General features: G+C 66.3%; 12 protein-coding genes. 8 read left to right on the forward strand and 4 right to left on the reverse strand.

Going from position 1 to position 13,719, the window contains the following annotated elements; genetic code table 11:
* Positions 1-27 precede the first annotated feature (27 nt).
* Positions 28-540, reverse strand: coding sequence for a metallopeptidase family protein (locus AC5RUU_RS03210; protein WP_493973771.1), 513 nt, complete (start codon positions 538-540; stop codon positions 28-30).
* A gap of 119 nt (positions 541-659) precedes the next feature.
* On the opposite strand from AC5RUU_RS03210, the gene AC5RUU_RS03215 reads away from it, so the two are divergent.
* From AC5RUU_RS03215 to AC5RUU_RS03230, 4 genes are all read left to right on the forward strand, one after another.
* Positions 660-1,043, forward strand: a complete 384-nt coding sequence (locus tag AC5RUU_RS03215) for a DUF3499 domain-containing protein (RefSeq protein ID WP_493973772.1) — start codon at positions 660-662, stop codon at positions 1,041-1,043.
* A 79-nt stretch (positions 1,044-1,122) separates the two neighbouring features.
* Complete coding sequence (locus tag AC5RUU_RS03220; RefSeq protein WP_493973773.1) at positions 1,123-1,359, forward strand: Trm112 family protein; 237 nt, start codon at positions 1,123-1,125, stop codon at positions 1,357-1,359.
* Positions 1,360-1,465: 106 nt separating this feature from the next.
* Positions 1,466-2,944 carry an adenosylhomocysteinase gene (gene ahcY, locus AC5RUU_RS03225; RefSeq protein WP_493973774.1) on the forward strand — a complete coding sequence of 493 codons (1,479 nt, stop codon included), beginning with the start codon at positions 1,466-1,468 and terminating at the stop codon, positions 2,942-2,944.
* Positions 2,945-3,007: 63 nt separating this feature from the next.
* Complete coding sequence (locus AC5RUU_RS03230; protein ID WP_493973775.1) at positions 3,008-4,246, forward strand: L,D-transpeptidase; 1,239 nt, start codon at positions 3,008-3,010, stop codon at positions 4,244-4,246.
* A 2-nt stretch (positions 4,247-4,248) separates the two neighbouring features.
* Here the strand turns inward: AC5RUU_RS03230 and AC5RUU_RS03235 are convergent, their stop codons facing one another.
* Entirely contained in the window at positions 4,249-5,049 is an 801-nt protein-coding gene (locus AC5RUU_RS03235) for an RDD family protein (protein ID WP_493973776.1), read from the reverse strand.
* A 73-nt stretch (positions 5,050-5,122) separates the two neighbouring features.
* Here AC5RUU_RS03235 and AC5RUU_RS03240 point away from each other — a divergent pair, with 73 nt between their 5' ends.
* Both AC5RUU_RS03240 and AC5RUU_RS03245 read left to right on the forward strand, forming a co-directional pair.
* A complete protein-coding gene (locus AC5RUU_RS03240; RefSeq protein ID WP_493973777.1) occupies positions 5,123-6,115 on the forward strand; it encodes a stage II sporulation protein M in 993 nt (330 codons plus the stop codon).
* Between the two features lie 126 nt (positions 6,116-6,241).
* A complete protein-coding gene (locus AC5RUU_RS03245) occupies positions 6,242-7,471 on the forward strand; it encodes a TIGR01906 family membrane protein (RefSeq protein ID WP_493973778.1) in 1,230 nt (409 codons plus the stop codon).
* Here the strand turns inward: AC5RUU_RS03245 and AC5RUU_RS03250 are convergent.
* A complete protein-coding gene (locus AC5RUU_RS03250; RefSeq protein WP_493973779.1) occupies positions 7,462-9,291 on the reverse strand; it encodes an AMP-dependent synthetase/ligase in 1,830 nt (609 codons plus the stop codon). The two genes, AC5RUU_RS03245 and AC5RUU_RS03250, sit on opposite strands and share 10 nt — an antisense overlap.
* A gap of 66 nt (positions 9,292-9,357) precedes the next feature.
* Positions 9,358-11,103 (reverse strand): dolichyl-phosphate-mannose--protein mannosyltransferase, encoded by a 1,746-nt coding sequence (locus tag AC5RUU_RS03255; protein WP_493973780.1) that lies wholly within the window; start codon positions 11,101-11,103, stop codon positions 9,358-9,360.
* Between the two features lie 45 nt (positions 11,104-11,148).
* Between AC5RUU_RS03255 and rsmI the strand changes: the two genes are divergently transcribed.
* Together rsmI and AC5RUU_RS03265 are read left to right on the forward strand one after the other, a co-directional pair.
* Positions 11,149-12,024 (forward strand): 16S rRNA (cytidine(1402)-2'-O)-methyltransferase, encoded by an 876-nt coding sequence (gene rsmI, locus AC5RUU_RS03260; protein WP_493973781.1) that lies wholly within the window; start codon positions 11,149-11,151, stop codon positions 12,022-12,024.
* 185 nt (positions 12,025-12,209) lie between these two features.
* On the forward strand, positions 12,210-13,709 hold the full coding sequence (locus AC5RUU_RS03265; RefSeq protein WP_493973782.1) for an NAD-dependent succinate-semialdehyde dehydrogenase: 1,500 nt from the start codon (positions 12,210-12,212) through the stop codon (positions 13,707-13,709).
* The last annotated feature ends 10 nt before the right edge of the window (positions 13,710-13,719 follow it).

Consider the following 13,719-nt stretch of genomic DNA (forward strand, 5'->3'; position numbering starts at 1 on the left):
AGCCGTCAGCCGGAACAGGCGCCAGGTTCAGTAGCGGCGCCTGTACACCGGGTCCAGGGTTTCGGGGGCGACGCCCAGCATCTCTGCCGTGTGCTCAACCACCACGTCATGAACCAGGTCCTGCAGTTCCTCGATCCCGGGGCAAGCCTGCTCCACCACGCGGCGGTACACGGTGATCATTGGGCCGTTCTCGTCAGTGGCAGGAGAGTAGGAGCCCATGGGCACCGGCGCTGAGGTGGCTGCTAGCAGTTCCAGGTCCGGCGGGATCTCATCGACGCCAAACCTGACGCCGTCCAGTGTCTTCCCCCAGATATCGTGCAGCCGCTGTGCGGAGTCCAGGACCAGGTCATCGAAGCGGTCCGACCGGGTCCGGTACCCGGGATGGGTGGGCAGCATCACCTCGCCGCGAAGCCCGCGCCCGTGGCGGTTACGCCGGCGCTGCATGAAGCTCCTGCCTGTGGACTCCCCGCCCGGACCGCTGCGGGCGTCCGGGTCAGCCAACCGGACCGTAAAGCCTGATTTCTGGTTCGATGACTGCATACATCGACTGTAAACCCGGGGAATGATTTACGCGATAGATTCCCCCTGCGGCGAAGACGCGTCCCGTCAGGGGCCCCAATGCGCTGTTTTATCGGGGACTGCGAGTAGTCTGGGATGTCGTGGGAGCTATCCGTCAGTGTTCAAGATCTGCCTGCCGCCAGTCAGCGGTGGCTACCCTGACGTACGTGTATGCGGATTCCACCGCTGTCCTGGGCCCGCTTGCCACCTACGCGGAACCACATTGCTACGATCTCTGCGAGCAGCACGCGGAGTCGCTCACTGTGCCGCGGGGCTGGGAGGTCCTGCGGCTGGCCATGCCGTCCACGCCGCAACAACCCGGCCCGGATGATTTGCTTGCCCTTGCCAACGCGGTCAGGGACGCGGCCGCCCTGCCCGTCCAGGCGCCGCCTGCGCACCGAGGGCCCCACGCGGCGCTGGAAGCTCCTGCCGGCACCGAAGGCACCCGCAGGGGCCACCTGCGCGTCCTGCGCGAGCCGTCCTGAACCCCATCTGGCGGTACGCTGGAACCTGCACACCAGTCCGCTACCGGCGCGAGCGCGCCCGCCAGGGAGCATGAACCAAATGCCAAAGATCAGTCCTGAACTGCTGTCCGTCCTGCGTTGCCCCGTGACGGGTTCGCCCCTGGTCCAGGACGGCGATGAATTGGTGGCCACCGCTGCCGGGGAAACCGGAACAAAGCCGCGCTACGCGATTGAGGACGGCATCCCGCTGCTCCTGCCTCCGGAACTGCTGGCTGCAGCAACCTCGGCCGGCTCGGACCAGCACGATTCGGTCCCCGGGACCGCCCCCGCCGTGTAGTGCCGCCCCGGCTTTCCAAAAGACCACGCCACTGGCACCGCAGGCATCCGTAATACGCGCCGTTCAGCACGGACACAGCAGCACCGGAAACAGCAAAGGACCACCCATGACTTTCGATTACAAAGTTGCCGATATCTCCCTGGCCGAAGCAGGGCGCCACCAGATCCGCCTGGCCGAGCATGAAATGCCCGGCCTCATGTCCTTGCGCGAGGAATTCGGCGCCAGCCAGCCGCTGAAAGGTGCCCGGATCGCCGGCTCGCTGCACATGACCGTGCAGACCGCCGTCCTGATCGAAACACTGACCGCGCTCGGCGCGGAGGTCCGCTGGGCCTCTTGCAACATCTTCTCCACCCAGGACGAAGCCGCTGCAGCCGTGGTGGTGGGCAAAGGCACCCCGGAGGACCCCCAGGGCGTCCCGGTCTTCGCCTGGAAAGGTGAAACCCTCGAGGAATACTGGTGGACCGCCGAGCAGATCCTCACCTGGCCCGGTGCCGACTCCAACCCCGAACTCGGGCCCAACATGATCCTGGACGACGGCGGCGACGCCACCATGCTGGTGCACAAGGGCGTGGAATTCGAGGCGGCGGGCAACGTCCCGTCCGCCGATCCCACGGACTCCGAGGAGTACGGCATCTTCCTGGAAGTAATCCGCCGCTCCATCGCAGCGGACCCGCAGAAGTGGACGCGCACCGCCTCCACCATCAAAGGCGTCACCGAGGAAACCACCACTGGTGTCCACCGCCTCTACCAGCTGGCGGAGCAGGGCAAGCTGCTGTTCCCGGCCATCAACGTCAATGACTCCGTCACCAAGAGCAAGTTCGATAACAAGTACGGGATCCGGCACTCCCTGCCGGACGGCATCAACCGTGCCACGGACGTGCTCATGGGCGGCAAGGTCGCCGTCGTCTGCGGATATGGCGACGTCGGAAAGGGTGCCGCCGAGGCGCTGCGCGGCCAGGGTTCACGCGTGATCGTCACCGAGATCGACCCGATCTGCGCCCTGCAGGCCGCGATGGACGGCTACCAGGTGGCCAAGCTTGAAACGGTCCTGGCCCAGGGCGATATCTTCATCACCACCACGGGCAACAAGGATGTCATCATGGCCGAGCACATGGCCGGCATGAAGAACAAGGCCATCGTGGGCAACATCGGGCACTTCGACAATGAGATCGACATGGCCGGGCTGGCCAGGATCCCCGGTGTGAAGAAGGTGGAGATCAAGCCGCAGGTCCATGAATGGGTGTTCGACGCGGGAACCGATGCCGAGCGGTCCATCATCGTACTGTCCGAAGGCCGGCTGTTGAACCTGGGCAACGCCACCGGGCACCCGTCCTTCGTGATGAGCAACTCCTTCGCCAACCAGACCATCGCCCAGATTGAACTGTGGACCAAGAAGGACCAGCCGGAAGGCCAGCGCGAGTACGAGAACCAGGTCTATGTCCTGCCCAAGGTCCTGGACGAGAAGGTGGCCCGGCTGCACCTCGATGCCCTGGGCGTTGAGCTGACGGAACTGACGAAAGACCAGGCCGAATACTTGGACATCGACGTTGCCGGCCCGTACAAGCCCGAGCACTATCGTTACTAAGAAGTAAAGTACCCGGGTGCCTAGCGCGCCCGGGTTGTTACTTCCAGCCCCTAGGATCGCATTATGGAGCCCGAAGCCCAGTCCCGCCGCACGCGGACCGGAAAAAAGATACTTATCGTCGCCGTCGTCTGCCTTCTGGCAGCCGTAGGTGGTGTTTTCGCTGCCGTCGCGCCGGGACTTGCCGGCGGTGCGCTGGAATCCGAAGCAGGATCGGCAGTCCGGACTTCCCCGGGCCTGGCCTCGCCCGTCATCCCACCGGTGAAGTCCGATGCGGCGCCCGCCAACGGCGCCAAGCAGGTCAACCCGGCTGCCCCGGTGTCGCTCAAAGTCAGCAACGGGACCATCGAGCGCGTCACCCTGACCAGTACGTCGGGGGAAACGGTCGAGGGCAGCATCGACGCCGCCGGCACCGGCTGGACCGCGTCCGGGCCGCTCAAGTTCAATACCGATTACAGCTACACATACGTGGTGAAGGACGGCGCGGGGCGCGAAACAAGCACCACCCAGTCCTTTAGCACCGTGTCCAGTTCGCACGAGGCCGATGCTGCCATCTATCCTCTGGATGGCATGAAGGTAGGCGTGGGGCAGCCGCTGCAGATCATCTTCAGCGAACCCGTCCTTAACCGTGACGCCGTCGAAAAGGCCATCAAGATCACCAGCAGTGCCGGCCAGGTGGGAGCGTTCCACTGGTACAGCGACAAAATGGTCCGCTACCGCGCGGAGGGTTTCTGGGCCGCCAACTCCACCATCTCCATGGACATGCAGCTCTTCGGCGTGGACCTGGGGAACGGGCAGATCGCCAACTTCAACAAAAAGATGAGCGTGGCGATCGGCGATAAGAAGGTGGCCGTTGCCGACGCCGCCGCCCACACATTCACCTTGAGCATCAATGACCAGCCGGTCAAGACGCTGCCGGTCAGCATGGGGGACAAGCGCTTCCCGTCCGCCCGCGGCTATGGCGTGCTGATGGAGAAGAAGCGCTACGACCACTTCCGTGCCTCAAGCATCGGCTTGAAGCCGGACGACCCCGCCTACTACGGGGACGTGGACGTGGAGTACACCATCAGGCTCACGCTGAGCGGCGCGTATATCCACCAGGCCCTTGAATCCGCCTACCCGTTCATCGGCAACACGAACGTCTCCCATGGCTGCATCGGTTTTGCTCCCGACGGCGCTGCGTGGGTCTTCGACAACATGGGCACCGGTGACGTGGTGCAGATCGTGAATACCGAGGGCGACTACGCCGCACACGACGACGGCTTCGGGGACTGGAACATCCCCTGGAGCGAATACGACAACTAACCTCAGCTGCCGAAGGGCAACCGCTGCAGCCGCTCGCCAACCTCGGTGTTGCGCCGCCGCTGCTGCGTCAGCCGGGCGAGTTCCCGGTTCCGGCGTTCGGCAACGACGGCGGCAAGGAACTCGCCCGGGCTCGTTCCCGCCGGCGGGGGAGGAGCCACGTGGGCGGCAAGTTCCGTGGCGATTGCCTCCGCCATTCCGGCCCGGGACAGCGGTGCCATCCGGTTCGCCTGGCGGATGAACTGGGAGGCCCTGCGCGCCGTCGCATCCGGGATCCTTCCAATATCCGCCAGCGCTGCCCAGGCATGGAGCCGCGGTGGGACGGACACCGGAACGGCTTCTTCCACGGGCACCCGGCTGCGGATGGCATACGTTCCCGCCAGCAGGTCACCGAGCCGGCGGGATTTGTCGTTGAAGAGTGCAACGGCCAGCGCGAGCCCGCCCAGTGTCAGGTAGATTTCGAGGAACCCGGTGAGGCCGCGGATGACGGCGTGCCGGAAACGGATGGCGCCGCCGTCGTCCCGCACCACGCGCAGGCCTGTTGCCAGCTTGCCCAGCGACAGGCCGCGGCTCAGGGTTTCGACCGCTACCGGGAGGATCACCAGGCAGAAAACGACGCTGGACAGAACCAGCGCGCGCATGGCTGCCTCATCCACGTCTTCGCTTGCCGCAGCAAGGCCAATCAGGATCACCACCAGCAGCACGGCGTGGAAGAGGACGTCGAGCACCAGCCCAAGCGCGCGTGCGGCAAAGGACGCGGGGCGTAGTTCCAGGACAACTGCCTCGCCGGTGACGATCGAACTCACAGCATGTACCCATTCCCTCGCGGCTGATGGTGCGGACGGTCAAAGTCTAGTGCCGGGCAGTTAGGCTGGTCCCGTGGATATGGACGCCTTCTCCGCCGTGAATCAGGACAAGTGGTCACGGCTGAACGAGCTCGCCTCCAAGGGCAAACTGAGCGGACGTGAAGCCGATGAACTGCTGGCGCTCTACCAATCCGCGTCCTCGCACCTGTCGCTGATCCGTTCCGTTGCACCCGAAAGCGGCCTTTCAGCTTCGCTCTCTGCTACGCTCGCCCAGGCCCGCACCCGGTTCACGGGCGCACGTTCCAACCCAATGGCGGACCTCGCAAGGTTCTTCGTCGTGGCGCTTCCGGCCGCGTTCTACCGGCTGACCTGGCTCACGCTTGCCTGCGGCTCAGCCTTTATCCTCATCGGGACTGCCTATGCGCTGTGGATTGGAGCGTCCCCTGAAGCCCTGCGGGCGGTGGCTTCTGAAGCCGCCGCCAGGCAGTACGTGGAGGAGGACTTCATCGACTACTACTCCGAAAACCCGGCAGCCTCCTTCGCCGGGGCCGTATGGACCAACAACGCCTGGATCAGCGCGCAGGCTGTGGCGCTGGGCATTACCGGAGTCTGGGTGCCCATGATCCTGTTCAGCAACGCCCAAGGCGTGGGGATTGCGGCGGGGGTCTTCGCCGCGGCCGGCAAGTCCGACGTCTTTTTCAGCTACATCCTGCCGCACGGGCTGATGGAACTCACTGCCGTGTTCGTGGCCTGTGCCGCCGGCCTGAGGATCTTCTGGGCCATGGTCTCGCCTGGTCCGCGGACCAGGGGACGCGCCGTGGCCGACGAGGGCAGGTCATTGATCACGGTGGCTCTGGGCCTGGTCCTGGTGTTGTTTGTCTCCGGCCTGGTGGAAGGCTTTGTCACCCCCAGTCCGCTTCCGGTTTGGGCCAAGATCACCATCGGGGCCGGCGTGCTGGCGGGTTACTGGGTGTACGTCCTGGTGTGGGGAAGACGCGCCTACCTGGCCGGGGAACGCGGCGACCTCCGTCGTGAAGACGCCGGCTACACGGAAATCGCTGCCTGAATCGTTGTAATCCTGCCGGGGTGGTTCCTCGCCCGGTCCAAGCCCCGGACTGTAGGCTCGTGATCAGAAAAGCGTGCGCCAGCTGACCATGGCGCGGCGTGTAAACCCTACGGAAGTGACGCTGCTGTGAAAGACGAAACACCGGCCCGCGCCAAAAGCGCTGCGCCGCAGCCGGAACCGTTCCTGGATACGTCCGGCGACTCCGACGAGCCCGCCTTTTCCTGGCTTACCCCCGCCGGTAAGGAGACCGCCGGGTCCGATGCCGGGGGCATGTCCACCGCCGAAAGCCCAGCCACCGGTGAAACCCCAGCCGCCACCGAAACCCCAGCCGCCACCGAAACCCCAGCCGCCACCGTAAGCCCGTCCCCTGCCGCCAGGTCTTCGGCCGTTGCCGCAGAGCATGACGGCGTTGGCCGGGTGGCCGGGAGCACCCAGCCGGAAAGCAGGGCCGACCGGAAGGCAGCCGAGTCCGCAGCCGGGCCGTCCGGTGCTGAGGGCGCCTCCGGTGCCGTCCCGCCGTCGGGCGATGATGTGGAGTCCGGCCACGGCAGCTCACCGGTTTTTCGGGAGCCCCTGCACACGTCTGCGCTGCAAGTGCGTCCGCCGGAGGAGGAAGTGGAGCGCCGCAATGCGGAGCGGGAGAGTGCCGCCAACGCCAAGCCTGTTGCCCCGAGGGTGATGCAGGTCCTGCTCGCCATCATCTTTCCGGTGGTGCTTCTGGTCCTGGCCGTGCGCGCGGTCACCAGCCCGCTGTTCCTGTGGGTGGAATACAACCGCCCCGGCTTTCCCGGCGACGGCTACGGCTTCAGCACCGACGACCGCATGACCTACGGCTCCTACGCCGTCGATTACCTGAGCAACTGGTCCGGCCCGCGGTACCTGGGGGACCTGGTGCACCGGAGCGGGGACAAACTGTTCAAAGATGGCGAAGTCAGCCACATGGCCGACGTCAAGATGGTCATCCTGTCCACCTTTGGCGCGGGTGTCCTGCTGCTCCTCCTGGGGCTCATCGCCATTGTTTACCTTCGGAAGCGCAGCACGGGAGGCGTCCGCCGGGGCCTGTTCGCGGGTTCCGTCATTACCCTGGTCCTCATCCTGGGTCTCGGCACCCTGGCGTTTTTGGGGTGGCAGCAGTTCTTCACCGAGTTCCACCGGATCTTCTTTGCGGACGGCACCTGGACCTTCAGCCTTGAGGACACCCTGATCCGGCTGTTCCCCGGCCAGTTCTGGATTGACGCCGGCATTGTCATCGCGGGCCTGGTGCTGCTGACAGCGCTGGTGACACTGGTCCTCACCTGGCCAACGCGCCGCCGCCGCGGCCTGGTGCCGCAGGAACCGGCAGCCGATCAGGCGTAAAGCCTGGCGATATCCGCCTGGAAGTCCTGCACGACGGCGGCCCGCTTCAGTTTGAGCGAGGGCGTCAGGTGGCCTGACTCGACCGTGAACTCCGCGTCCAGCACGGCGAAGGAGCGGATGGACTCAGCCTTTGACACCAGTTGGTTGGCCTGGTCCACCGCTTCCTGCACGGCCTCAAGAACCCCGGGATCGAACTTTGCTGCCCCGGGCGCGATGGGCGGCAGCCCGCGCTCTGAGCGCCAGTTCTCCAGCCCCTCGTGGTCCAGGGTCACCAGCGCCGAGACGAACGGCCTGCCGTCCCCCACTACGACGGCGTGGCCCACGAGCGGGTGGGACCGGATCACTTCCTCCAGGGGCCCCGGCGCCACGTTCTTCCCGGCAGCAGTGACCAGGAGGTCTTTTTTCCGCCCGGTCACGGTGAGGAAGCCATCAGGGTCCAGCACGCCGAGGTCTCCGGTGCGGAAGAAGCCGTCTACGAAGGCTTCGGCATTGGCGGCCTGGTTCCCGTGGTATCCCTTGAAGACACCGATGCCCTTGACCAAAATTTCCCCGTCCTCGGCCACCCGGATGGTGGTGCCCGGGATGGGGATGCCCACCGAGCCCACCCGGGTATGCGACGGGGTGTTGACGGTGCAGGGCGCGGTGGTCTCTGTCAGGCCGTAGCCCTCCAGCACCGGGATGCCCGTGCCGCGGAAGAAGTGTGCGTCATCGCGTGCCAGCGGGCTGGCGCCGGACACGGTGTATCCCACCTGCCCGCCGAGGGCCTGGCGGAGCCTGGGATACAGGAGCCGGTCAAACAACCCGTGCCGGACCCTGGACAGCAGCCCGGGGCCCGTCCCCTCGCCGCGGCTCTCCATCTCCAGTTCCCGGGAGTAGGCGACGGCAGCCGCTGAGGCGGCCCTGAACAGCCTGCCTTTTCCGGCAACGGCTGCTTTATGTGCCGCGGTGGCCCGGACCTTCTCGAAAATCCGGGGGACCACCAGCAGGAAGGTGGGTTTGAACGTCGCCAGGTCTTCCAGGAGCTGGGCAGCTCCGGGCGTATGCCCCAGCGTGGCGCCGGCCGACAGGCACACGACCTGGACTGCCCGCGCCAGGACGTGGGCCAGCGGCAGGAACATGAGCGTGCGGGCCTGGTCCTGGAGCAGCAGTTCAGGAAGGAACGCGACGATGTTTTTGGCTACGAGGGCGAAGTTGCCGTGCGTGATCTCGCAGCCCTTGGGATTGCCCGTGGTCCCTGAGGTGTAGACAAGCGACGCGACGTCGTCCAGCCCGGCCCGGCTCCGGTGCCGCTCAAGCTCGGCGTCGCTTACCCCGGCCCCTGCTGCGGCGAGGCTGGCAAGGTTGGGTGCCTCGCCGTCGTCGTCCATCCTCACGACGTTCACCAGCCGGTCGCGGAGCGGCGCTGAGCCGGCAACAACACCGGTGACCAGTTCCACCAGTGCCGGGTTTTGCGCGAAAACACGCCGGACGCCGGCGTCTCGGATGATCCATTCCACCTGGCGGGCGGATGAGGTTTCATAGATGGGGACTGTCACGCCGCCGGCGAACCAGATGGCGAAGTCCACCAGCGTCCACTCATAGGACGTCGCGGACATGACGGCCACGGTATCGCCAGGCTCCAGCCCGCCGGCGATCAGCCCTTTGGCCAGCGCGCTCACGTCCTGCAGGAACTTTGCCGCAGGAATATCTACCCAGCCGTTGGGGCCCTTGCGCCGGTAGAGTGCATGCGCGGGGTTGGCGGCGTGTTGCTCCAGCAGCAGGTCCGTGACGTTGCTGTCAGCATCCAGCTCCACCAGCAGTTCCGTGCTTGCTTCTCTCACAGCAGGTCTCCGTTCCGCTGCCGGGCCGCGGCAGCGGCTTCGATGGGGTCTGATTGCAATCCTGCCCTAGATCCAGGACGGCATCCACATCCGTATCCGCCAGGCCTCATAGGGAATGACCTCGGCCGCCCAGATGGGGTAGAAGAACGATGACAGCAGGACGGTCACCGCCAAGAACAGGACCACCAGGTACAGCCCGGAGCGGCGGCGCCATGGCGGGTCAGCTGCCCGCCCCAGCACGAGTCCCAGGCAATAGACGAGGGCCAGGACCAGGAAGGGCTCGAAGGACACCGCGTAGAAGTAGAACATGGTCCGCTCGGGGTAGAGGAACCATGGAAGGTAGCCGGCTCCCACACCGGCGAGGATGGCGCCGGCCCTCCAGTCCCGCCGTCCTGCCCACCAGAACAGCACGATCACCAGGGATATGACGGCGGCCCACCAGATCATGGGGTTGCCCACGGAGAGGATGGCGGAGGTGCATTTGGCCACGGCGCAGCCCGGAGTGCCCTGCTGGGGGGATTCATAGAAGAACGACGTCGGCCTGCCGAGTACCAGCCAGCTCCACGCGCTTGCCTCATAAGGATGTTCGGAACCAAGGCCCTGGTGGAAGGTGTAGGCCTCCCGGTGGTAATGCGCGAGTGACCTGAATGAATCCGGCAGCCAGCCCCATTCGGCGGAGGGGTTGCTCTCCGCCCAGCGGCGGAAATAGGCGTCGTTGGAGCGGAACCAGCCGGTCCAGGTTGCTGCGTACACCATGCCTGCCACGGGCACCATGCTGAGGAACGCCGGGACGCCGTCCCTGATGGCTCCGCCGCTGATCCAGCCGCGGATTCCCGCCACGCGCCGGGCACTGAGGTCCCAGAAGACCGTGAGGACTCCAAATGCGGCCAGGAAGAACAGCCCGGACCATTTGGTGCCGACCGCGAGGCCCAGGCAGATGCCTGCCGCCAGCCGCCACCAGCGGATTCCAAGCCAGGGCCCGGAAAGCAGCACGGCTGCGGGCGGCTGTCCGCCGTTCCGGGCCGCTGCCTGCGCAAGGCGTTTGGCAAGCCGGCGCCGCCCGTCGTCCCTATCCAGCAGCAAGGCGCCGAACGCCGCGAGGACCCAGAACATCAGGAAAATGTCCAGCAGGGAAGTCCTGGACATCACCAGGTGGTGCCCGTCCACGGCCAGGAGCAGCCCGGCTGCGGCGGCCAGCGGCAGGGACCGGAACAGTTTCAGGGCAATCAGGGACAGGAGGAGGATGGACAAGGTTCCGGTGAGGGCCGCCGCGAACCGCCAGCCGAACGAATTGTCCGCGCCGAACAGCCACATCCCGGCAGCGATCATCCATTTGCCCACAGGAGGGTGGACCACGTACTCGGGGGAGGCGAGCAGGACCGACGGGTCGCCGGCGTTGAAAGAATCGTTCGCCTTCTCCGGCCAGTTGCGCTCGTAGCCGCTGATGAGGAAAGAGTAGGCGTCCTTGACGTAATAGGTCTCGTCAAAGACCAGCTTGTGCGGTGCGTCGAGCCGGACAAACCGGAGGATTCCCCCGGCCACGGCTGTCAGGACCGGAACCAGCAGCAGCCACAGCCGCAACGACGGCGGGTAGTCCCGCCAGGAACGAACTCCTCCCAGGAGCCGTGCGTGGAGCGCTTCGAAGGTGAATGCTTCCGCCGGACGGCTGATCCAGGGCCGTCCAGGGCGGCAAGGTATGTTGCCGGCGCCCCGGCCGTCGCCTGGAGCCTCCGCGGCGTCTTTGCCGGCTTCGGCGGGAGCGGGATGTCCGGCTCCGGGCGGCCGCGTGGAGGTCTGCGTCACGAGCCCCATGCTACCTTTTGCGGCTGGCAGTCCACTCAGCAGTAGGCTGGACGCGTGGACCCTCACCCCAGCACAGCTCCAGAATCCGGCCCGGCAGCCGCAGGACGCATCGTCCTCGCCGCCACCCCCATCGGGAATACCGGCGATGCAACCGCCAGGCTCGTGGAACTGCTGGGAACAGCGGACATCGTGGCGGCGGAGGACACCCGCCGCCTGCACCGGCTGGTGCAGAGCCTGGGGATTACGGTGGCGGGGCGGGTGATCAGCTACCACGAGCACAACGAGGCGGCAAAGACCGCGGAGCTGCTGGACCAGGTCCGGGCGGGCAGCACCCTGGTGATGGTCACCGACGCCGGCATGCCCTCCGTGTCCGATCCCGGCTTCCGGCTCGTGGAAGGCGCCGTTGCCGCCGGGCTGACCGTGACCGCAGTGCCGGGCCCGTCAGCTGTCCTGACTGCCCTGGCGCTGTCCGGCCTGCCCACGGACCGTTTCTGCTTCGAAGGCTTCCTGCCCCGGAAAACGGGCGAACGGGCGTCGCGGCTGGCCGATCTTGCCGGGGAACGGCGGACCATGGTGTTCTTTGAGGCGCCGCACCGGCTCGAGGCCATGCTGCGGGCATTGAAGGACCGGTTCGGAGCGGAGCGGCGCGTGGCCGTGTGCCGGGAACTCACCAAGACTTACGAGGAAGTTCTGCGCGGCTCCCTCGGCGAGCTCCTGCAGTGGGCGGAGAGTTCAGAAGTCCGCGGCGAGATCGCCGTGGTGGTGGCCGGGGCGCCCGAACAGGCGGCAGGCGTCCCCGAAGACCACGTGGCGGCGGTCAACGATCTCGTTGCCCAGGGTATCCGGCTCAAGGAAGCTGTTGCCGCTGTTGCCGAGGACGTCCGGGTGAGCAAGAGGGAACTCTATTCCGCGGTGCTTGCAGCTCGCTGACCGGTGCCAGGAAGGTTTCCGGCGCGCTGTGCAGCTGCACAGCAGAGCCCTGTTTCGGCAGTGCGCCGGGGCGTAGACCCCGGATGAACGGCAGCAGTAGTCTGGCACTTAATCAGCCTGATGGGCCCGGTCACTCCGGCCGCAGCGCAGGGCTGCCAACAAACCCTACTGACGAGGGAGTCATCGTGACTGTCACTGCACAGCCGGCCGTAACCGCGGACCGCGAAAGCCAGCTTCTGGCCTCTGTTCCCACCGGACTGCTGATCAACGGCGAGTGGCGGGAGGCCGCTTCCGGCAAGACGTTCGACGTCGAGGATCCCGCCACCGGCAAGGTCCTGTTGAGCATTGCCGACGCCGGCACCGAGGACGGTGCCGCCGCACTGGACGCCGCCGTGGCGGCGCAGGAGTCCTGGGCGAAGGTTCCGGCACGGGAACGCGGCGAGATCCTGCGCCGCGCTTTTGACATGGTGACCGAGCGGGCCGAGGACTTCGCGCTCCTGATGACCATGGAGATGGGCAAGCCCCTGGCCGAAGCCCGCGGCGAGGTGACCTATGGTGCCGAGTTCCTGCGCTGGTTCTCCGAGGAAGCCGTCCGCGCGTTTGGCCGCTATTCCGTGTCCCCGGACGGCAAGTCCCGGCTGCTGGTCACCAAGAAGCCCGTCGGCCCATGCCTGCTGATCACGCCATGGAACTTCCCGCTGGCCATGGCGACCCGCAAGATCGCGCCTGCTGTTGCCGCAGGGTGCACCATGGTCCTGAAGTCCGCGAACCTCACGCCGCTGACCTCGCAGTTGTTTGCCGCCGTCATGCAGGAGGCAGGCCTTCCTGCGGGCGTCCTCAACGTCATCCCCACTTCCACCGCTGGCGCCACCACGGGGCCGCTGATCAAGGACGCCCGGCTGCGCAAGCTCTCCTTCACCGGCTCCACGGAGGTGGGCCGCCGACTGCTGGCTGATGCGTCGGAAACGGTGCTGCGGACCTCCATGGAGCTGGGCGGCAACGCCCCGTTCGTGGTCTTCGAGGACGCCGACCTGGACGCCGCCGTCGCCGGCGCCATGCTCGCAAAGCTCAGGAACATGGGCGAGGCCTGCACCGCCGCCAACCGCTTCATCGTGCATGAATCGGTCGCCGCCGAGTTCGCCGAGAAGTTTGCAGCGAAGATGAAGGAAATGACCACCGCGCGCGGCACCGAGCCTGAGTCCAAGGTGGGACCGCTGATCGACGCGAAAAGCCGCGACAAGGTCCACGAACTGGTCTCCGACGCCGTTGCCTCCGGCGCGAAGGCTGTCCTGGGCGGCGGACCGGTGGACGGCCCGGGCTACTTCTACCAGCCCACCATCCTGGCCGGCGTCACCGAAGGCACCCGCATCTTGTCGGAGGAAATCTTCGGCCCGGTGGCGCCGATCATCACGTTCAGCAGCGAAGACGATGCCGTGCGCCTGGCCAACAACACCGAATACGGGCTGGTGGCCTACGTCTTCACCAAGGACCTGAACCGCGGCATCCGGATGGGCGAAAAACTCGAAACCGGCATGCTGGGACTGAACGCCGGCGTCATCTCCAACGCCGCAGCACCGTTCGGCGGCGTCAAGCAGTCCGGCCTGGGCCGCGAAGGCGGCCTCGAAGGCATCGAGGAGTACCTCTACACCCAGTACATCGGCATCGCCGACCCCTACGCAGGATAACCCCGGACTT

The organism is Arthrobacter sp. K4-10C (genome assembly GCF_059090085.1).